Below are 20,829 nucleotides of genomic sequence, written 5' to 3' on the forward strand. Positions count from 1 at the left end.
GTGAATATAAACTTCAGATCGTCGGGTATATCTGCTGCGCGCATGTCGACACGGCGCATTCTTGTCGCAGGCGGAGCAGGATTTCTCGGTTCCCATCTTTGCGAGCGTCTTCTGAACGAAGGAAACTTCGTCATCTGCGTCGATAATTTTTCGACGGGACGGCTTGAGAACCTGCGCAATCTCCTGCGTTACGACACGTTCAGCTTCGTGCGCCACGATATCGTCAACCCGATCGATCTGCCGGTGGACGAGATCTACAATCTGGCATGCCCGGCTTCGCCGCCGCATTATCAGGCCGATCCGGTGCATACGATGAAGACAAACGTTATCGGATCGCTCAACCTGCTTGAGCTGGCAGCGCATTACCAGGCCCGGATTTTCCAGGCATCGACTTCGGAAGTCTATGGCGACCCGCAGACGCATCCGCAGCCGGAAGCCTATTGGGGCAATGTCAATTCCTTCGGTCCCCGGTCCTGCTATGACGAAGGCAAGCGCTCGGCCGAAACGCTGTTCTACGATTTTCACAAGCAGTATGGCGTCGATATCCGCATCGTGCGCATCTTCAACACCTATGGCCCGCGCATGCGGCCCGATGATGGGCGCGTCGTGTCGAACTTCATCGTCCAGGCGCTCAAGCGCGAAGACATCACCATCTATGGCGATGGCTCGCAGACCCGTTCCTTCTGCTATGTCGACGACCTGATCGAAGGCTTCAGCCGGCTGATGAACAGCCAGATCCAGAAGCCCGTCAATCTTGGCAATCCGGGGGAGTTCACCGTGCGTGAACTGGCCGAGCAGATCATTGCGCTGACAGGTTCGTCCTCGCGCATCGTCTATCGTCCGCTGCCGACCGACGATCCGCGCCAGCGCCGCCCCGACATCATGCTCGCCAAGCGCGAGCTTGGCTGGGAGCCGCAGATTGCGCTTGCCGAAGGCCTGAAGCAGACGATCGCCTATTTCGAACGCCAGCTTGTCAGGCCAACGGGCGAGCTTTTCGAGGTGGCGAGATGACACGGCGGACTATCCTCGTCACCGGCGGCGCTGGTTTCATCGGCAGCCATACGGCAAAGCTTCTGCACGAGAGCGGATTTTCGCCGGTCGTTTACGACAATCTGTCGACGGGTCACCGGTCCTCCGTGCGCTGGGGCGAGTTTGTCGAGGGCGACACGCTTTCTCAAGATCAGCTTGTCGCCGCAATCAGGAGCTTCGAGCCAGCAGCCATCATCCACTTTGCGGCCTCGGCCTATGTGGGGGAATCCGTCACGGACCCGGCGAAATATTATCGCAACAATGTCGGCGGCATCCAGTCCGTTCTGGAGGCGAGCCGCCTGACGGGCGGACGCCCCATCATTTTCTCGTCCAGTTGCGCCACCTATGGCATCCCGGATGTCCTGCCCATCCGCGAAGGCGAAACGCAGCGCCCGATCAATCCATATGGCCGCACGAAGCTGATCGCGGAACATATGCTGGCCGACTATTCCGCAGCCTATGGCATGCCCTATGCGGCGCTGCGCTATTTCAATGCCTGCGGGGCCGATCTGGATGGCGAGCTTGGCGAAAAGCACGAACCCGAAACGCATCTGATACCGCGCGCCATGCTGGCAGCGGCGGGAAAGGCGGATTGCCTCGAAGTTTATGGCGACGATTACGAAACGCCGGATGGCACCTGCATCCGCGACTATATTCATGTAGTCGATCTGGCGCGGGCGCATGTGCTTGCGGTCGAGCATCTCCTGAATGGCGGCGGAAACCTAGTCCTTAATCTGGGAACCGGGCGCGGAACGTCGATCCGGGAAATCGTGGATGCGATAGACCGGCTTACCGGACGCACGGTGCCTGTCGAAATGCGCCCGCGCCGGGCGGGCGACCCGCCGGTGCTTTATGCTGATCCGTCGGAGGCTGCGGCAAAGCTCGGCTTCCGCACGCTCCATTCCGACCTCGACACGATCATCCGCACGGCTGCGCCCTTCTTTGGGCTGGAGATGCGGCCATGACACGGCGCTATCTTCATCCGGCCATTGATACGGACGAACCGGAACCCTTGCTGGCGCCGATCTTTACGGGACGCAAGCGGGTGGAATATGTGGTGGGCATCATCCTCTGGGCTGTTGCCATCGCCTATTTCTGGCAATGGTGGTTCATCAGCGCCAAGCACAATCACCTGCTGGGTTCCATTCTGGTGACGGCACTTCTGGCATGGATCACGATCCTTCCGCTTTACTTCATCACGATTTTCTTCCACGCGGCGCGACCGACCGGGCCGCTTCGCATCCCCGCCGGAAGCCGCGTCGCCATGGTCGTCACCAAGGCACCGTCGGAGCCGTTCGAAGTGGTGGCTGAAACATTGCGCGCCATGCTGGCGCAGGATGTGCCGCACGATACATGGCTTGCCGATGAGGACCCTTCGCCTGCAACGCTCGCCTGGTGCCGCGAGCATGGCGTGTTCGTGTCTACGCGCAAGGGGCGTGCCGACTATCATCGGCAGAGCTGGCCCCGCCGCACCCGGTGCAAGGAAGGCAATCTGGCCTTCTTCTACGACCATTATGGCTATGAGCGCTATGATTTCGTCTCGCAGCTCGATGCCGATCATGTGCCGGAGCCGGGCTATCTCTTCAACATATTGCGGCCCTTCGCCGATCCTGCGGTCGGTTATGTTTCGGCACCGAGCATTTGTGATCGCAATGCGCGTGAAAGCTGGTCGGCGCGCGGACGCCTTTATGTGGAAGCCAGCATGCATGGCTCGCTGCAGGCCGGTTACAATGGCGGGTTCGCCCCAGTCTGCATCGGTTCCCATTATGCGGTGCGCACGGCAGCGCTGAAGGAAATCGGCGGACTCGGACCGGAACTGGCCGAGGATCATTCCACGACCCTGTTCATGAATGCGCATGGCTGGCGGGGCATTCATGCGCTGGACGCCATCGCTCACGGCGACGGTCCGCGCACCTTCGCCGATCTTGTGACGCAGGAATTCCAGTGGTCGCGCAGCCTTGTGATGATCCTGCTGCAATATACGCCAAAGCTGATCGGGCGGTTGCCGCTGCGCCTCAAGATCCAGTTCCTGTTCTCGCAACTCTGGTATCCGCTCTACGCATTCTTTCTGGCGCTGACATTCGTTCTGCCGATAGCCATCCTGATCTATGGCGATAATTTCGTGAGCGTCACCTACCCGGCCTTCCTGATGCACTTCATGCCGCAATCGCTCGTAATTCTGGTGCTGGCATTCTGGTGGCGGTCGAGCAAAACGTTCCGCCCGGTGGACGGCAGGATTTTCAGCTGGGAGGCGATGCTGTTCCTGCTGGCGCGCTGGCCGTGGGTCCTGGCTGGAACCTTCGCCGCTTTCCGCGACTGGCTGACCGGTTCCTTTGTCGATTTTCGCGTCACGCCGAAAGGTTCATCCGAGGTCGATCCGGTGCCGCTGCGGGTGATCGCTCCCTATGCGCTGATCTCTGGCCTGTCCATCCTGCCGGTCCTCTTCGTCAACGATGCCGACCAGACGCGCGGCTTCTTCATCTTCGCCATCATCAACGCGTGTTTCTACCTGTTCCTGATGGCGATGATCGTCATCCAGCACACGCGTGAAAATCAGGTGCGGATGACGAGCCGTCTCTATCGGCCCGCCATGGCATGCAGTTTTACGGCGCTCGTGGCGCTGACCGGCTTCACGACCGCGGAACGCGGACGCGACGGCATTGAGGCTCTCAGCTGGGGCACGAAAAGCTTCACGATCTTCGATGACCGCTTCTCGGTAGCCGGGGCCGGCAGAGGCGGGCGGGACGTCCACAGGACAATCTTCAATCCACGCTGGCGCGCGAGCGCTGCCGGCACAGCAAACTAGGCGAAAGGCGCGACGATTATGAAGATCGCTGTCATCGGTACAGGATATGTCGGACTGGTCAGCGGCGCGTGTTTCGCAGGTTGGGGACACGAGGTCGTCTGCGTCGACAAGGATGCCCAGAAGATCGCCCGGCTGGAGCGCGGCATCGTCCCGATTTATGAGCCGGGACTGGACGAGCTGGTGGAACGCAATTTCGCTTTCGGACGGCTTGGCTTCACCACCGATCTGGCGGAAGCCGTCAAGGGAGCGGCGCTCGTTTTCATCGCTGTGGGAACGCCGGCGCGCGCTGGCCATGGCGATGCAGACCTGTCCTTCGTCTATATGGCCGCCCGCGAACTGGCGCCGCTGATCGACGATCACAGTGTCGTGGTGATCAAGTCCACCGTTCCCGTTGGCACCGGCGATGTGGTGCAGAAGATCATCGGCTCGGTCAGACGGCCGGGAAGCTTTTCCGTCGCATCCAACCCGGAGTTTCTGCGCGAGGGCGTCGCCATCAGCGACTTTCTGGAGCCGGACCGCGTGGTCATCGGCGTCGAGGATGAACGCGCGCGTTCCATGCTGGTCGCCCTTTACGCCCAGCCGCTCGAAACCCGGAAGACGCCGATCCTGATCACGCGGCGGCGGACGGCGGAACTCATCAAATATGCCGCCAATGCCTTTCTCGCCACCAAGATCACCTTCATCAACGAGCTGGCGGATCTGTGTGAGGAGGTGGGGAGCGATGTCAACGAACTGGCGCTTGGCATGGGCCTCGACAAGCGTATCGGGACGGGATTTCTCAATGCAGGGCCGGGTTATGGCGGCTCCTGCTTCCCGAAGGATACGATTGCGCTGCTGCGCACCGCCCAGGATCACGGGGTTGCCCTGCGGCTGGTCGAGGAAACGGTCACGGTCAATGAAGCGCGCAAGCGCCGCATGGCGCTGAAGGTGCTGGATGCGCTTGGCGGCAGCGTCGAGGGACGGGCGATCGCCATTCTCGGCCTTACCTTCAAACCCGATACGGACGATATGCGGGACGCACCGTCGATTCCGCTCATCGAAACCCTGCAGCGCTTCGGCGCCAGCATTCGCGCCTATGATCCGGCCGGAATGGATAACGCCCGCCGCCTGCTCAGCGACGTCGAGTTCCATGACGATCCTTATGACTGCCTGCACATGGCCGACGCCGCCGTCGTCGTGACCGAATGGGACAGTATTCGCAAGCTCGATCTCGTCCGGGTGAAGCAGATCATGCGGGACGCCGTAATCATCGACCTGCGCAATGTCTTTTCACCGGCGATTGCCGGGAATCTGGACTTCCGGATTTCGACAATCGGCCATCCTGTTCAACAGCGGCAGGAAAGAAGAGCAACAAACGTTCTGCCGCAGGCGCGCATCCGTCAATCGCAAGAACCTTTGGCGGGTGCGCGCAACCTCAAGGTCGTGGGAGGTTCAAATGAAACATTCGATGTTTGAGGGCCGACAGACCCTATCGTTGCGGGGAAGAGGCGTTCTGCCATTCTTCGCCGTGCTTGCCGGACTGAGCGCGCCAGCCAGTGCAGCACCGTCCGCCAAGGATGTCTTGCCTGACGGTGCCCGCGCGATGACACCTGCCGAGCTTTACATGCTCTATCATGACAAGAGCTGGCAATGGGCCGACGGTTCCGGGCGCATGGAAAGCCAGAACCGCCGGTTCACCGCGCGGGTCGATGGCGAGAAGGGCAAGGTCTGGGCCGAGGGTCGCTGGCGCATCACATGGTCCGGGCAGATGTGCTTCGATGCGAAGTGGCATATGGATGAGGGCGTTTTCCCCAACAAGACCTGTTTCTCCCACCGCATCGCCGATGGGACCATCTATCAGAAACGCGAGCCCGATGGCGTCTGGTATGTCTTTCGCCATGCTGGCGGAAACAAGGATGACGAGGCGCGCAAGCTCGTTTCCAACGAAACAACAACATCAGACACGGAAGCGCTGAATCTGGCGCTGCCCGTCGCCCAATCACCGACGCAATAAGGAGGCGGCGATGAAAACCTCTTACAAAATAGCAATGGCCGTTCTATGCGGAGGGCTGCTTTCAACGGTCGTTTATGCGGCGAGCGGTGTTTCTGGCGCCAATGTCGATACCCGCAACATGTTCCACGACAAGCGCCCGGTCATAACCCCGCAATCCATCACATTCGGAGCCTACGATCCGCATGGGGATTTCACCAACGATCCCAATTCGCGCATCGAGCATCTGTTCCTTCCGTGGGAGGATGTGGACCTGACGAGCCTTTCGGCGGCGGATGCCTATGCGCAGGAACGGGGCCGGGAGCTGCTGATCACCGTGGAACCGTGGTCATGGGCCCGCGACTGGCGCGTTGCGCCGGACAATCTCCTGAGCGGCATCGTCAGTGGCCGTTATGATTCAAACATGGCTGCCGTCTGTTCCGCCGCTTCCAAGCTGAAGAGCCCGGTCACCATTCGCTGGGCGCAGGAAATGGACGACAAGACCGGGCAGTTCACCTGGTCCTACTGGCCCGCGCAGGGCTATATCCGCGCTTATCAGCATGTCGTCAACGTCTGCCGCAAATCGCTGCCGCACGCCAAATATATGTGGTCGCCCAAGGGAGAAGAGGGGCTTGAGGCCTATTATCCGGGCGATGGCTTTGTCGACGTGATCGGCCTGTCGGTGTTCGGTTACGAGCCCTACGATATGCTTGAACTGGGACATGCCTCTTCCTTCGTGGAACGCGCAAAGCCGGGCTATGACCGGGTGGTGGGTTTCGGGAAGCCGATTGTCATTGCCGAACTCGGTTACGAAGGAAGCGACGCCTATGTCCGCGCCTGGGCGCAGGAGACCAACAAGCCGCAACCCGAATTTCCGGCGCTGACGGCGACCGTCTACTTCAATGACCGCGAAGTCTATCCGTGGCCACGCGGCGTAGGACGGCCCGATTGGCGGGTTGCAAACCATCCGCTCGATTGATCTCAAAGGCGGGTCAATTTGCGCTCCAACATCTGAACAGGATTACGACAATGTTTTCGATCCGTTTGAGAACCGTCAGCGCGGCGCTGGCCGTACTTCTTCTGGCAGGCGCTGCGGAAGCGGCGCCGAAGCAGAAGGCCGACGATGCAGTCGCCCTCAAGGCCGCGGCGGCATCGCCCTTGTCAGCCGGCGCGCTTGAAGCGCTTTATTCCGGCAGGACGTGGAAATGGAAGGATGGCGGCGGCTATTTTTCCGCCGACAGGCATCGTTTCATCGCCTGGTCGCAGAAGGGCAGGGCGTGGTCTTATGGACAGGGGCGCTGGTATGCCACAGATAGCGGCAAGCTCTGCCTGCAGGCCTATTGGACCAGCAAGACGGGCGGCGGCAGCGACACGACCTGCTTCCTCCATCGCCAGAAGAACGGCGTCATCTACCAGAAACGTTCGCTGGGCGGCACATGGTACGTGTTCCGCAGCAATCCGCCGCGCCCGACCGACGAGGCCGCCAAGCTCCTGCGCGGCGACCTGATAAGCAAGGGACTGGCGCGCATGAAAGCCAACGCGAGCTGATCGCGGGGCAAGCATGCCGGCTCGCCGATCTGTATGGAGTTGCGGCGAGCCGGTGTGACTGGCGCTTTTCGCGCTTCACCCTAGTTGCGGTTGAAGCAGCGGGATTTCTGCCCGAAGCCGCTCGGCGTGCACACAAGGGAGGTGCCGCTCGCATATTGCGAGGCGGAAACCCTGATGACCTTTGCCGATCCCGGCTTGTTGTAGCGAACCTGGCCGTCAGTCCGGACCTTGGCAAGATAAACGGAAACCGTCTCGCCTTTCTGCTTGCGGGCATCCTTGGCTTCGGCACCTGCCGTCAGGCACAGTGACGCGGACAGTCCCACGACGATTGCGACAGCCCATTTCAAGCTTTCGCGGCGCGCAGTATATGCAAATACATTGTTCATGCGATTGCCTCCGGTTGTTATTACCGTGCTTTCTATCGGATGCGTTTTAATATTCTGGCCGGATTTTCCTGAAAATTTTCATCAAATGGGATGCAATTAACTTCGTCTGCAGGCCGTGCCGAAGCGGCGCTTTCGCCTTGCAAGAAAATAGCGGCTGCCGGTCCGAACGGATAGCTGACAGACAATGTTCCGGCTTATTTTGATTTTATACGGGCAAATGCTAATATTATTTCAGGGACTTCGGATGCGGGCTCCGCACCTTGGTCCCCGGTTTGGTTTTGGGAGTTGCCGTGACATCCCCGAAGGACAGGGCCAGGAATGATCTGAAGCCGGAATTTGTGGAGCGCCGCCAGTCAGCGCGGGTGCCGCTTGCAAGGCTTGGTGAAGAAGCCCGCAGCGCCAATATTCTGGCTCCGCTGCTATTCACAACCGAACAGCTTGAGCCATCCGCGCAGTTCGCTGCATGGCAACAGCATGTAGCTCCGCTCTATGATGTGCGTTTGCCCGATGGCGGGAGTGCCGCAGATGGCTTTGCGGTTACCCAGAAAGTCTGGAACCTGCGTGGAATGCTGCTCATAGAGCAGACCGTTCCGCCGTTCAGCTATGAGCGCACCTCTGAAAAAGTTCGTTTCAGCCCGATCGACCACTGGCAGATAAGCTTTCTGCGTAGTGGCCACACATGGACCTCCGTTGATGGCCATGTGGCGGAAAACGAGCCCGGCATGGTCAATATCCGTTCGTTTGGCTATCCGTTTCGCGGCCGAGCGCTGGCGACGGAAGCCGTGCTGCTCATCATTCCGGTGGACCAGTTCGCGGGTCTCGGCGGCATGCCGGAAGCCTGCAACAATGCGACGCTCGGGGGCTATCGCGCCAAGCTGCTGATCGATTTCTTATCGACCATCCAGACGGGACTCGACCGCATAACCGCCGAAGATCTGCCGGAATTGCGCAACGCGTTGCGCCAGCTCGTCTTCGACACGATCGTGCCCCTGGTCAATGAGAACGATGCGAACGAGTACAACGCTTCGCTCGGGCTGATGACCCGGGCCAGACGTTTTATCCAGAAGAACCTCATGTCACGCGATCTCACGCCCGATGCGCTCAGCAGGGAACTGGCGATCTCGCGCACGCACCTCTATCAGCTGTTCGAAGGCTCGGGCGGGGTGCTCAGCTATATCCGCCAGAAGCGTTTGCTCGCCGCCCATGAAATGCTTGCCGATGCATCGGAGAACCGCAAGGTGTCGGATATTGCTCAGTTGCTGGGCTTCGAGACCGCTGCCAATTTCACGCGGGCATTCACGCAGCATTTCGGCTACAGCCCGAGCAATGTCGCAAGTCGCTGTCGCGAAACGATGGCGTCGGCGACAGCCAGACCGATCTGAACGGCTCCATCACTTTCTCTAATCTTTTGCGAACACTGGCCATGTTCGATACGTGACAGCGCAAGCGAACGAGCGCTTCCGTCGCAGGCTGTTGTGATAAGAGCCGATGTCTGTCCAAAGACAGCGGTGCGCGCCGGTCACTCTCTATCAGGCATATGCAAAAAATGTCTCATTTTCCTGTCGAGCGGCACCCATGCGTGCTTCGATTGCTCGAATATGGATAGGGCAGGTGGCGGAAACGTCGGGTCGGCAAAAGAACCCACCGCCACCCCGATCATGGATGGGGCGCCTTCGGGCCGCCAATAGACGGTTGAGCCGCAACTTGGGCAGAAATGCATCCGGACCTTGCGGCCACTCTCGGCTGTCCGGATGAATTCCGTCGATGCGCCTGAAATTTCAATACAGTCTATCGAATAGAAAGCGTTTGCACTGAACGGCGAGCCCGTCCTTCGCTGGCAGGCCAAGCAGTGACACAGGGCCGTCAGTAGCGGAGGTTCGTGAGGCGTTACTTTGAGATTACCGCAAGCACATTGAGCATAGGTCATGGATTTCTCCGGCAAGGCGAGACCGCATCGTCTGAAATGGAATGGGAATACAGCCCGAACGGCCAGAGTGGTTTGGAACGAGGGCTGGCGAGGGCTTCGGTTTTGGCTGCAAATCTGGCAGCATCCCTACCGAATACTGCTAATTATCATCGCTCTGCGCCCCGACTGCAAGCTGGGTCGGGGGATAATTTCTTATACTTGCTTTTGGGAAAGATTTTGCGGAGGCTGTGTCTTAACTCCCATCCGGGAGAACATTGGGAGGAAAGACATGCAGCATTACAGACTGAAATTGCTTTCCCTTGCCGCCGTCATTGCCTTTGCGTGCCATCCGCCGTCGGCTGACGCGGCATCGCCAGCCCCGGCTGAAGGACAGAACGGCATGGTGGTAACAGCACAGCATCTGGCCTCGCAGGTCGGGGTCGATGTGCTCAAGAATGGCGGCAATGCCGTCGATGCGGCTGTCGCGGTTGGCTATGCGCTGGCGGTGGTTTATCCGACGGCTGGGAATCTGGGCGGGGGTGGTTTCATGACGATCCGCTTCAAGGACGGCAAGAGCACCTTTCTTGATTTTCGCGAGCGCGCGCCGCTTGCCGCCACAAAGACGATGTATCTCGACAAGGACGGCAAGCCGGTCGATGGCGCCAGCACTGAAACCTATCTCGCCATCGGTGTGCCGGGCACGGTCGCCGGCCTAGAGGAAGCACGCGAGAAATACGGCACCCGCAAGCGTGAGGAGCTGATCGACCCCGCGCTGAAGCTCGCCAAGGACGGCTTTACGCTGGAGCTGGGCGACATTCTTTCCTTCGCGGATGGCAACGAAAGACTGGCGAAGGACCCCGCAGCTGCAAAAATCTTCCTGAAGGACGGAAAGCCGCTCGGTCTGGGGGAGAAGCTTGTCCAACCTGATCTTGCAAAGTCGCTTTCGGCCATTTCGGAAAAGGGGCCTTCGGCTTTCTATCAGGGCGACATCGCCGATCTGATCGTCAGGTCGAGCAAGGAAAACGGCGGCATTCTCGCCAAGGAGGATTTCGAGCAATACAAGGTCCGTGAGCTGGAACCGGTCAAGTGCAGCTATCGCGGCTATGATATCGTGTCCTCGCCGCCGCCTTCTTCGGGCGGACTGATCATCTGCGAAATCCTCAACGTGCTTGAGGGCTATCCGATTTCCTATCTGGGCTACGGCTCGGCAGAGACCACGCGTTTGATGGTGGAAGCGATGCGCCATGCCTATGTGGACCGCAACACGGCGCTGGGCGACCCGGATTTCGTCGATAATCCGGTCGAGAAGCTCACCAGCAAGGACTATGCCGCGGAAATCCGCGCCCGCATCGACCCTTATCGCGCTGGCGTCAGCGAGGCGCTGAAGCCCGCCGAATTCAAGGAGTCCAATGAAACCACGCATTATTCCATCGTGGACAAGGACGGCAATGCGGTTGCGGTGACCTATACGCTGAATGGCTCGTTCGGCACGGCCAAGGTGGCCGAAGGCACTGGCATTCTGCTCAACAACGAGATGGATGACTTTACCATCAAGCCGGGCGTGGCCAATCTCTATGGCCTCATACAGGGTGAAGCCAATGCGATCGAGCCGCGCAAGTCGCCGCTTTCCTCGATGAGCCCGACCATCGTGTCGAAGGACGGCAAGCCGTTCATGGTCATTGGCAGCCCCGGCGGTTCGCGCATCATCACGATCACGCTGGAGGCGATCATGAATATCATCGACCATGGCATGGATATTCAGGAGGCGATCGACGCTCCGCGCATCCATCACCAGTGGCTGCCCGATCGGGTCTATATGGAAGCAAACGCGCTCTCGCCCGATACGATCCGGCTCCTGACCGGCATGGGCTACACGGTCGGCGAGGACCATAACTGGCCGGTCTGGGGCGAGGCCGCAGGCATTCTTGTCGGCGGCAAGAACATGGCGGCAATCGAAAAGGGCGGCGACAACCGCTATTACGGCGCTATCGACAGCCGCGCCGTCGCTGGTGCCGCCATCGGCTATTAGAGCGTGGACCGCTCCGGCGCCTGATCGCTCGAACGAGGAGACGAGATATTTCACGTCTCCTCAGGATTTGAGGCTGTGCCGGATCAGCTTTTGCCGTTGATCCGTGCCCTTTTCAGTATTTCGATGACCATTTTGGATGCCTTGTTGAGCGAACCGACCGGCAGGAACTCGTAGATCGAGTGGAAGTTGTGCGCGCCGCAGAACAGGTTGGGGCACGGTAGTCCCTTTTCGGACAGCACCGCGCCGTCATAACCGCCGCGCATCGGCAGCGGTGCCGGTTCCACGCCTATTGCCTTCATGGCCTCAAGCGCAAGTGCGACCGGATAACGATTTTCGCCTTGCAGGCTCTCGGCTGCGTTGCGGTATACGGCCTTGTAGTCCACGCGGACCGTGCCTTCGCCATGGAGCTGGTTGAAACTTGCGGCGAGGTTTTCAATGAAGACGCGGCGCGCCTCATATCCGTCCTTCGTGAAATCGCGGATGTCGATGACAAGGGTTGTCTCGGCCACGGTCCCCTGAATGCCCTTGGCCCAATAATAGCCCTCGGTGCCTTCCGTATATTCGGGACGCTCGCCGCCCGGCATCATCGCAATGAATTGCTGGGCATAGAGAATGGCATTGCGCAGTTTGCCCTTGGCCGACATCGGATGCGCCGGCTGGCCCTTGAAGGTGAGGCGGAACTCACCGGCATTCCAGTTCTCATACACGATCTCGCCGACCGCACAGCAGTCGAGCGTATAGGCAAAATCGGCATTGAGGGAGGCAACGTCGAGCGCCTTGGCGCCGAGCAAACCGATTTCCTCATCGGGGACGAAAACGACCTTCACCGTGCCGTGCTCGATTTCGGGATGGCTGGTCAGGACCTGCATGGCATGCATGATCTCGGCGATGGCGGATTTGTTATCGGCCCCGAGCAGGCTGGTGCCGTCCGTCACGATGATCCGGTCGCCGACATAGCGTTCAAGCTCGGGAAACTCGGCAAGCCGCATGGTGGCGCCAGTTGTTTCGTTGAGAACGATATCGCCGCCCTGATAATCGACCACATGGGCGCGGGTATCGGTCGTATATTCGCTGGACGTATCGAGATGGGCGACCCATGCAATCGTCGGAAAGCGGTGATCGGCATTCGAGACATTGGCAGGCAATGTGCCGACGACGATCGAGTGGTCACGCTCTTCAACCTCCATGCCCATGGCGCGCATTTCGCCGGCGAGCAGCTTTGCGAGATCGGTTTGTCCCGCGCTAGACGGGAGTTTTCCCGCATTGGGCACGGCGGTCGTATTGATGCGGGTATAGGCTAGAAAGCGGTCTACGATATCCATATTTTTCTCGATCATTGGTCCGTATCGGCCCGGATTTCATACGGGCACAAAAGAAGAATAGCGGGCGTTTAGAGCGCCGATCTGATTGCATCAGATCGGCGCTCTAAACTTGTCTTTCCAAAGCATAATCTTATCGATCCTCGTTTCACTCCGGTCGTATTATGCTCTATGCCCGCCAACCGTGTTTCATCGCCAGCCATCAGGCTGGCGGGGACAAGCCTTATTCATCGATGTCGACATCTTCAAACAGGTAGCCGCCGAAGGGATCGATGCGGAAATCCTTTACCTTCTTGCTGATCGGCTGCTCCACGATCTGGTGGGCGATTGTCAGCCAGGGAGCCTGTTCCTTGAAGACGACTTGCGCCTGCTCATAGAGCTTGGTGCGTTCTGCCTGGTCGGTCGTCAGCTTGGCAGCCTGAATGAGCTTCTCGAAATCCTGATCGCACCAGTTTGCGCGGTTCGCGCTGCCGATGGCCTTGCAGCTCAGAAGTGCTGCGAGGAAATTGTCTGGATCGGCAATGCCGCCGGTCCAGCCAAGCATGACGGCGCCATCGCGGTCCTTGTCCAGCGAACGCTTGAGATACTCGCCCCAGTCATAGGTGACGATTTCCGCCGTCACGCCCACCTTGGCGAAGTCGGCCTGAATGAGCTCGGCCGCGCGGCGCGCATTGGGCATATAGGGCCGCTGCACGGGCATGGCCCAGATTTTCATCTTGAGGTCCTTGACGCCTGCCTCATCGAGCAGCTTGCGCGATTGTTCGGGATCGTAAGCGTCGTCCTTGACGTTCTTGTTGTAGCCCCAGACGCTTGGCGGCAGCGGATTGACGGAAGGGACAGCCGAACCCAGATAGACCGCATCGATGATCGCAGCCTTGTTGACCGCCATGTTCAGCGCCTTGCGGACACGCACATCGTCAAACGGCTTCTGCTGGGTGTTGTAGGCGAGGAAGGAGAGGTTCAGGCCCTCCTTGTGCAGCATTTCGACTGCCGGGTCCTTCTTCATTTCCGCAAGATCGGCAGGGTTCGGCGCGGCAATGACATGGCATTCGCCGGACTTCAGCTTCTGGTAGCGCACTGCCGCATCCGGCGTGATCGCGAAGATAAGATTGTCGATCTTCTGCTTGCCTGCCCAGTAATCGGGGTTGGCCTGATAGCGGATGGCGCTATCCTTCTGATAGGCGACAAACTGATAGGGTCCGGTTCCGACCGGCTGCTGGCTGAACTCCGAAATGCGGCCTTCGGCGACGAGCTTGTCGGCATATTCCTTGGACTGGATGACGGCGAATGTCAGCGACAGCGTCGAGATGAACGTCGCTTCGGGATGTGCCAGCACGAACTTGACGGTATGATCGTCGATCTTTTCGATTTTCTCGATCAGCGAAGGAAAGGAGTAGGCCCCGAACTGCGGCCACGTGCCCTGATTATAATAGGGATTGTCCTTGTTTCCCTGACGGTCGAAGGTGAAGATCACGTCATCTGCATTGAATTCACGCGACGGGGTAAAAAAGCTTGTGGTGTGGAACTTCACGCCCTTGCGCAGATGAAACGTATATTCCTTGCCATCGGCGGAAACGTCCCAGCTTTCCGCAAGGCCCGGCTCCAGCTCGGTGGAGCCGCGCTTGATCTTGATAAGCCCGTTGGACACATTGCGCGCCGAGGCGTCATAGACGGCGCCGGATGTCGTCTGCGCCGCGTCGAACATTTCGGGAGATGCCTCGGAGCAATAGATCAGTGTCTTGGCGAAGACCTGTCCAACTGCCGTGCTGTTGAGCGCAGCCGCGACCAGCGCGGCTGAAAATAGTTTTCCGTATGTGTTCATGAGGCTGCATTCCCTTGCTGACGACGCGACCGACCCTTGGTGGTGTGTTGTTCAGTATCGACTTTTCCAGATGATTCTAAACAGCGGTGCGATTTTTATATGAGCGCGCAAAGCTGCATGAAGCAAGCCGGTCTTTGGAGTTCCAGCCACTAATTCGCAATTGCCGGGCCCGTGTGCGGACTGCGGAACGGCATTTGCCAGCGGTGGGAAACTCCAATAGTTTTGCGCCTGCCGATCGAATGATAAACGTAGCTGATGCGATATTCTGCCTGAGCAGGCCGATACCGGGATGCAATTCATGAACTTCAACAACAGAAGCACCCGGGGAAATATCCGCTCTGCACTGCTGCCGTTTTTCGTGTGGTTGCTGATCAATCTTGTGGCAATGGGCGGTCTTGTCGTCTATCAGCGCGCCGCACTGTTGTCAGAGCTTCAGGCCGCCAGTTTCACATTGCACCGTGAAGCCTCGCAGCGCGCAGGCCAGCATGATGCCCATCTGACCGCGCTTTCCACGATAGCCCAGTCCAAGGCGCGAACCGCCGATGCTTCGCAGAATGATGTCTTCCTCGAAGTGGCGGCGACGATTACCCGGTTCTATCCGCGCATCGACGAAATTCAACTCGTGCCGATGGACCCGTCCCTGCCCGTGGCCGGTACCAGAGCGCTGGAACCGGAACTGGCGGAGACCATAAGGGCGGCTGTCCGTTCCTACCGCGGCGTTCCTGAACTGTTGGCGCCATCTGCGCGGCCCGGCCACTACATGATGGTAAAACGCAGCCCCAATACCGACAATCCGCATGACGGCCTGACACTGTCGATAGATGCCGGTAGCCTGATCAGCTCTGACGATGCGTTCTGGAGTCGTAAAGGTGTGGCGCGACGCCTCCTCATGCCCGACGGCACGGTACTTTTCAGCCATCCGGCTTCCTTTGACGATGTCGATTTCTCCAAGAAGCTCGGCAGTGCCTCGCAGCCGCTGCTTTTCCAGACTGCGCTCGCGATGAGCTGGGGCGACCTGCTGCCGTTCGACCAGCTGATCCCGCTTCTCATCCTCACCAACCTGTTATTCTTCGGCGGATTGATCATCGTTCGCCAGACGCAGCGCACCCGCCATGCGGAACGCCGCGCAGAGCTGAGCGGCTTCGAGGCGCGGCTCGCCCATGCCTCGCGGGTCAATACGATGGGCGAGATGGCAAGCGGCATGGCGCATGAGCTGACGCAACCCCTGACCGCCCTTCTTGCCGGTGCACAGGCAGGGCGCCGCCTGCTGAGCCGCAACAATACAGCGGCTCTCGCGGGAGCGCTGGACGATATAGTGGAACAGGCGCGCCGGGCATCCGCTATTCTGGACCGCCTGCGCAACTGGTCTCGCCCGCAACGGCGGCAGACGACCCATGCCGATCTGCGCCTGTCGCTTCAAAACGTGCAGACCCTGCTCGCCTCGGAAGCTGCCCGCCGGGACGTCAAGGTCGAGCTTGGGATGCCGGAGATACCGGTGATGGCAGCGGTTGATCCGGTGGAAATGGAACAGGTCATGTTCAATCTCCTCCGCAATGCGATTGAATCCTTTCATGAGGGTGATCGGAACCGGCGTGTCAACGCATCCCTGAAAGCTGACGGAGCGGTGGCGGTTCTGGAAATTGCGGATAATGGTCCCGGTGTCGCGCCCGACCTGTTGCCGCGGCTCTTTACCCCCTTTACGACAAGCCGTCCTGACGGAACCGGCCTCGGTCTGGCCCTCAGCCAGCGGCTGGTCGAACGTTTTGGCGGCGAGATTTCCTATATCCCACAGGAGCGCGGCGCGCTGTTTCGCGTCGTGCTGCCAATCGCCGAAGAGACAGGAAGTTAAGAGAATGGTTCAGCCGGTCTATCTTGTCGACGACGATGAAGCAGTGCGAAAGTCGTTGAGCCTGCTCTTGTCGACCATAGACATGGAGGTGAGGAGCTTTGCCGATCCGTCTGCATTTCTGGCGCAACTGCCACGATTGAAGCCGGGCTGCATGATCTTCGACATTCGCATGCCGGTTATGACCGGCCTGAAACTCCAGGAGCTTCTGGCCGGACAGGAAATCGACTGGCCGGTGATCATCATTTCGGGGCATGGCGACATCGAAGCCTGCCGGCGGGCCTTTCGAAACGGCGCGGTGGACTATCTTTCCAAGCCCGTCGATGAGCAGGATCTGATCGACGCAATCCAGAAGGCACAGCAATTGCTCGAGCAAAGGCTCGGAAGCAAGGCACTGAGGGCCGAAACGCTGGCGCTCCTGGACACGCTGACAACACGTGAGCGCGAAGTGCTCGGCCGCATTGCACAAGGGTTCACCACCCGGCAGATTGCTGATGGCCTTGAACTGTCGCCGCGCACGATCGACAGTCACCGTGCCGCCATCGGGGCGAAACTCGGGACGACCTCGCAGGCGGAAATGACGCGCTTGTGGCTGGAAGGGCAGTCCAATCCGTAGAACTACCGAGAAGTTTGCAAGAGCTACGGATTTCGTCGCTTGCCGACGAAAACTAAATGTTCCTCGTCACAACCGAGGAACCACCATGATCCGTAAACTTGCAATTGTCGCCCTTTCGATGGCTCCCGCCACCGCCTTCGCACAAACTCTTCCCACCACGCCTTATCTGCCGCTCGATCTGGCAACCAAGGCCGCGCAGGCTGCGCTGGACGCCTGTGTCGCCAAGGGCAGCAATGTGAGCGTCGCAGTCGTTGCGCGCGACGGGGCAACCAAGGTTCTGCTCAAGGCCGATCTTTCCGGTCCCCACACCGGCAACAGCGCTGAAGGAAAGGCATTTTCGGCAGCCGCTCTGGGCCGGGATTCGGGCGAGCTTGCGGAGTTCATCGCTTCGAAGCCAGCCAATAACGGCATGCGCGACATGGATTCGCGCTTCGTTATCCAGGCGGGCGGTCTGCCGATCAAGATCGGCGACGCGCTCGTCGGCGGCATCGGTGTCGGCGGCGCGCCGTCCGGTGCAATCGACGCGGAATGCGCTCTTGCTGGTCTGCAAGCCATCGAAGCAAAGTAAAAAGACGGGCAGGACCGGGCATTGTCCGGTCCTGCTTTTTTATATGCCCAGCGGCGAAATCGCCGCCGCCCACGCGGTGATCGCCGCAGGCTCTGCAAAATTGTTGTTGTTCAAGGAATATGGCTTGCTTCGGGGCGCGCGGGCTGTTTTTCTGCTCGCCAAAGCCGAAGCATCGACGGCTTCGTGGCCGGCGGAACACCGCATCTGCGGATTTTCTGACACGCTTGCATCGCAGACCTTTAGCCATCGTGATCCGCGGTGAGCAATCTGTCCTGCGCGCCCCGGCCTGAAACGTCGCGTGCTCCGGATAATGCGGAGGGGACAGAATGGCCGCAAGTTCGGCAAAGCGACTGACAGCATTCGGCATGGTTATTCTGCGTGAAGCGGTCGGCGTCTACTGGACGCTGATCAAGATCATGCTGCCGGTTATGGTGCTGACACAACTGGCTATCGAAATGGGCTTGATCAAGGCAATCTCGCCCGCCTTCGCTCCGGTCATGCAGTTCGTGGGCCTGCCGCCGGAGGCAGGTTTCGTCTGGGCGATGAACCTTCTGGTTGGCATCTGGAGCGGGGCCGTGGTGATGTTCGCCGTCTTGCCGGTCGACGCGCTGACAACAGCGCAGGTGACAATCCTCGGTTCGCTTTTCCTCTTTGCCCATGCTCTTCCCATCGAACAGCGTATTGTCCAGAAGGCGGGTCCGCGCTTGATCGTCTCGACGCTGATCCGGCTTGGCGGCGGATTTCTCTTCGCCTGGGGAATTAACCTGATTTCAAGCCGTACCGGCTGGCTCGCGGAACCGGCTGCGCCGAACTGGGTGCCGGGCCATTACGATGCAAGCTGGGGCAGCTTCCTGACCGATACGGCTTCGACGCTCGTCTGGATATTTATCGTCCTGCTCGGTCTGGTGGCGGTGCTGAGAACAATGGATGCACTTGACGTGACGCGCTTCCTCAACCTGCTTCTTTCACCCCTGCTGCGCCTGCTCGGCATAGCGAAGGACGCCGCTCCGCTAACGGTGGTCGGTCTGGTGTTGGGACTGTCCTATGGCGGGGGCCTTATCATTCGCGAAGCGCAGCGTGGACACATTCAGCCTCGCGACGTTTTTCTCGCGTCGAGCTTCATGGGGCTTTGCCACAGCCTGATCGAGGATACGCTGATCGTCGTGGCTCTTGGCGCGGATATCTACGTGGTCCTTTTTGGCCGTTTGGTTTTCTCGGTTCTGCTGGTCGCAATCCTCGCCAGAATTCTGCGAGGAACGGGCGATGCCTTCTTCTTCCGCTTCCTCTACCGGGACCTGCTGCATGGCAAATCTCAACCGCAATATGAGCCCGTGGTGGAGCGACCATTGGATTCATAAGAGCGCACCGGATTTGACAGCTTGCCGGGCCGGATGCGTGCAACAGTCCCTTATCGAACGAAACCAGCATGATAATGACAAAAGGCCCCCACGCGAGGGCGTAGGGGCAAATCGGGGCATAGAATAATAGGGGGGGGGAAGCAACCGAGGGGAGGAGCCTCCATGTAAATAAATAATCAAGAACATTTTTAGACCAACGACGGGGTCGAAAGCTGTTCGTTCTATCAATGCTGATAGAAAGCACCTTTTCCGGCTGCAACTCAATCGCAACAAGTAGATGGGGAGAAATTGGGACCTCCAAGTTTGGGTTGGCGGCGATCTCCGCGGAAAAAGAAACCCCGGTGCTGTTGCAACGCCGGGGCTGTGCACAGCAAGGGCCACTCTCACCACCTGCCCTGCACGAACCCAGTGTAGGAAAAGATTGGAAAGCGTGAAATCCCATGGTTGCGGGAGAGTGTTTTTAGGTCACACTGCTGGCTGGCAGACATCGCCTGTCAGGATTGGAAGCGAAATACGCAACCTGTTTGGGAAGTTATCGCGTCCCGGCAGGACCAATCAAATTTGAAACGCGGCTATTGTTCCAGGCTACGCCGCAGAAACAGCGCTTCGGCTATCGTGGACAAATCGCGGTGGCGAGCACTCAGCACAAATCCGGCAAAGCGCTTACTGTCCAGCCTGGGATTGTCAGACAGGGCGAATATGAAAGGTATAGCGCCCTGTTCCAGTTCTGCGATGAGAGGAAGCACGGCTTCCGGCTCGAGGGCGACATCCATGACGACCGCGTCTATCTGTTCACTTTCCAGATAATCCAGCGCCTGATCGGCAGTGCTCACAGGACCGAGCACGACAGCACCGACGTTCGCCAGTCTGGCCGCTGCTTCCTCCGAAAGCAGAAACCCATCCTCAAAAACCAGAATGCGCTTTCCTGAGAACAGGCGCATAGTATCATCGTTAAACTTATTCATTACAAGCAATTGGTCATGTCTGAGACAGAATGACAAGATGCCTCGTGCTGAATTCACACCACGAGCCACAACACGATTCCGCAGGAGACGATGTCTCGATAACACTCTCTAGGCTCCATCCACCATGTCGTGAAGTCTATGACGGGCGCGATGCAGGCGGCTTTTCACCGTTCCGATCGAGCAGTCGCAGAGCTCGGCGGTCCGTTCATAGCTTTTGCCTTCCAAAACTACCAGCGCCAGCACCCGGCGATATTTTTGGGGCAGGGCATCCATCGCCGTCTGCACGTCGCGGGCTTCCAGTGTCAGTTCCTGCGACGCCTTGACCGATGCCACGGGTGAAACACACTCGGTTGCGCCCGGTGCTTCACGCTTCTGAATGCGAATGCGCGTGCAGAACGTGTTGCGCATGATCGTAAAAAGCCATGACTTCAGCGGTGAGTAGGGAGTGTATTTTTCCCGGTTCGCCAAAGCTTTCATCAAGGTTTCCTGCACCAGATCTTCGGCATCTTCCTTCTGGCTGTAGAATGTGCGGGAAAAAGCGCGGAGAGCCGGTATCATCTCGACGAGATGATCCGGCTCCAGCATATAGTCGGGGTCTGGCTTGAACGACATGGTCTTGGCCTTTCCGAACCGGCGTCCGGCTAGAGAATGGGGCGGCACTC

The 20,829-nt window shown here is 59.1% G+C and carries 20 protein-coding genes; 14 read left to right on the forward strand and 6 right to left on the reverse strand.

Features of this window, described 5'->3' with window-relative positions; genetic code table 11:
* Nucleotides 1-42: 42 nt before the first annotated feature.
* Genes J9800_RS16925 through J9800_RS16955 form a run of 7 tightly spaced genes read left to right on the forward strand, consistent with a single transcriptional unit; the run spans nucleotide 43 to nucleotide 7,352 of the window.
* Nucleotides 43-1,011, forward strand: coding sequence for a UDP-glucuronic acid decarboxylase family protein (locus J9800_RS16925; protein ID WP_114216612.1), 969 nt, complete (start codon nucleotides 43-45; stop codon nucleotides 1,009-1,011).
* Nucleotides 1,008-1,994, forward strand: coding sequence for a UDP-glucose 4-epimerase GalE (galE, locus tag J9800_RS16930; RefSeq protein ID WP_114216509.1), 987 nt, complete (start codon nucleotides 1,008-1,010; stop codon nucleotides 1,992-1,994). The genes J9800_RS16925 and galE overlap by 4 nt, the downstream gene beginning before the upstream one ends.
* Nucleotides 1,991-3,835, forward strand: a complete 1,845-nt coding sequence (locus J9800_RS16935) for a glycosyltransferase family 2 protein (RefSeq protein WP_114216508.1) — start codon at nucleotides 1,991-1,993, stop codon at nucleotides 3,833-3,835. The genes galE and J9800_RS16935 overlap by 4 nt, the downstream gene beginning before the upstream one ends.
* Before the next feature lie 18 nt (nucleotides 3,836-3,853).
* Nucleotides 3,854-5,290 (forward strand): UDP-glucose dehydrogenase family protein, encoded by a 1,437-nt coding sequence (locus J9800_RS16940; RefSeq protein WP_114216507.1) that lies wholly within the window; start codon nucleotides 3,854-3,856, stop codon nucleotides 5,288-5,290.
* A complete protein-coding gene (locus tag J9800_RS16945; RefSeq protein WP_114216506.1) occupies nucleotides 5,271-5,828 on the forward strand; it encodes a DUF995 domain-containing protein in 558 nt (185 codons plus the stop codon). Before J9800_RS16940 ends, J9800_RS16945 begins: the two co-directional genes overlap by 20 nt.
* Nucleotides 5,829-5,838: 10 nt before the next feature.
* Entirely contained in the window at nucleotides 5,839-6,783 is a 945-nt protein-coding gene (locus tag J9800_RS16950; RefSeq protein ID WP_112584831.1) for a glycoside hydrolase family 26 protein, read from the forward strand.
* 50 nt (nucleotides 6,784-6,833) lie between these two features.
* A complete protein-coding gene (locus J9800_RS16955; RefSeq protein WP_114216505.1) occupies nucleotides 6,834-7,352 on the forward strand; it encodes a DUF995 domain-containing protein in 519 nt (172 codons plus the stop codon).
* Nucleotides 7,353-7,432: 80 nt separating this feature from the next.
* Here J9800_RS16955 and J9800_RS16960 read toward each other — a convergent pair whose 3' ends face one another.
* Entirely contained in the window at nucleotides 7,433-7,738 is a 306-nt protein-coding gene (locus J9800_RS16960; protein WP_114216504.1) for a hypothetical protein, read from the reverse strand.
* 290 nt (nucleotides 7,739-8,028) lie between these two features.
* On the opposite strand from J9800_RS16960, the gene J9800_RS22245 reads away from it, so the two are divergent.
* On the forward strand, nucleotides 8,029-9,120 hold the full coding sequence (locus tag J9800_RS22245) for a helix-turn-helix transcriptional regulator (RefSeq protein WP_353618742.1): 1,092 nt from the start codon (nucleotides 8,029-8,031) through the stop codon (nucleotides 9,118-9,120).
* 137 nt (nucleotides 9,121-9,257) lie between these two features.
* Here J9800_RS22245 and J9800_RS16970 read toward each other — a convergent pair whose 3' ends face one another.
* Nucleotides 9,258-9,665: a GFA family protein gene (locus J9800_RS16970; protein WP_114216503.1), complete on the reverse strand. Its 408-nt coding sequence runs from the start codon at nucleotides 9,663-9,665 to the stop codon at nucleotides 9,258-9,260.
* Nucleotides 9,666-9,933: 268 nt separating this feature from the next.
* Between J9800_RS16970 and ggt the strand changes: the two genes are divergently transcribed.
* On the forward strand, nucleotides 9,934-11,673 hold the full coding sequence (gene ggt, locus J9800_RS16975) for a gamma-glutamyltransferase (RefSeq protein ID WP_114216502.1): 1,740 nt from the start codon (nucleotides 9,934-9,936) through the stop codon (nucleotides 11,671-11,673).
* Between the two features lie 83 nt (nucleotides 11,674-11,756).
* Here the strand turns inward: ggt and pepT are convergent, their stop codons facing one another.
* Complete coding sequence (gene pepT / locus J9800_RS16980; protein ID WP_114216611.1) at nucleotides 11,757-12,995, reverse strand: peptidase T; 1,239 nt, start codon at nucleotides 12,993-12,995, stop codon at nucleotides 11,757-11,759.
* Between the two features lie 220 nt (nucleotides 12,996-13,215).
* Nucleotides 13,216-14,814: an ABC transporter substrate-binding protein gene (locus J9800_RS16985; RefSeq protein ID WP_114216501.1), complete on the reverse strand. Its 1,599-nt coding sequence runs from the start codon at nucleotides 14,812-14,814 to the stop codon at nucleotides 13,216-13,218.
* Nucleotides 14,815-15,112: 298 nt separating this feature from the next.
* Here J9800_RS16985 and J9800_RS16990 point away from each other — a divergent pair, with 298 nt between their 5' ends.
* The 5 genes from J9800_RS16990 to J9800_RS17010 all read left to right on the forward strand — a co-directional run bounded on the left by J9800_RS16990 (nucleotide 15,113) and on the right by J9800_RS17010 (nucleotide 19,202).
* A complete protein-coding gene (locus J9800_RS16990; protein WP_114216610.1) occupies nucleotides 15,113-16,663 on the forward strand; it encodes a sensor histidine kinase in 1,551 nt (516 codons plus the stop codon).
* 4 nt (nucleotides 16,664-16,667) lie between these two features.
* Nucleotides 16,668-17,276, forward strand: a complete 609-nt coding sequence (locus J9800_RS16995) for a response regulator transcription factor (RefSeq protein WP_112584815.1) — start codon at nucleotides 16,668-16,670, stop codon at nucleotides 17,274-17,276.
* Between the two features lie 85 nt (nucleotides 17,277-17,361).
* The gene (locus tag J9800_RS17000; protein ID WP_114216500.1) at nucleotides 17,362-17,844 is read left to right on the forward strand and encodes a GlcG/HbpS family heme-binding protein; all 483 of its coding nucleotides are present in this window, start codon (nucleotides 17,362-17,364) and stop codon (nucleotides 17,842-17,844) included.
* Entirely contained in the window at nucleotides 17,813-18,106 is a 294-nt protein-coding gene (locus tag J9800_RS17005; RefSeq protein ID WP_162792679.1) for a hypothetical protein, read from the forward strand. Before J9800_RS17000 ends, J9800_RS17005 begins: the two co-directional genes overlap by 32 nt.
* Nucleotides 18,107-18,170: 64 nt before the next feature.
* Nucleotides 18,171-19,202: a nucleoside recognition protein gene (locus J9800_RS17010; RefSeq protein WP_114216498.1), complete on the forward strand. Its 1,032-nt coding sequence runs from the start codon at nucleotides 18,171-18,173 to the stop codon at nucleotides 19,200-19,202.
* 572 nt (nucleotides 19,203-19,774) lie between these two features.
* On the opposite strand, the gene J9800_RS17015 is transcribed toward J9800_RS17010, so the two are convergent.
* Both J9800_RS17015 and J9800_RS17020 read right to left on the reverse strand, forming a co-directional pair.
* Complete coding sequence (locus J9800_RS17015; RefSeq protein WP_112584807.1) at nucleotides 19,775-20,143, reverse strand: response regulator; 369 nt, start codon at nucleotides 20,141-20,143, stop codon at nucleotides 19,775-19,777.
* Nucleotides 20,144-20,275: 132 nt separating this feature from the next.
* Nucleotides 20,276-20,827, reverse strand: coding sequence for a sigma-70 family RNA polymerase sigma factor (locus J9800_RS17020; RefSeq protein ID WP_286167612.1), 552 nt, complete (start codon nucleotides 20,825-20,827; stop codon nucleotides 20,276-20,278).
* Nucleotides 20,828-20,829: the final 2 nt, after the last annotated feature.

The organism is Ochrobactrum sp. AP1BH01-1 (assembly GCF_018066705.1).
Lineage (GTDB): Bacteria > Pseudomonadota > Alphaproteobacteria > Rhizobiales > Rhizobiaceae > Brucella.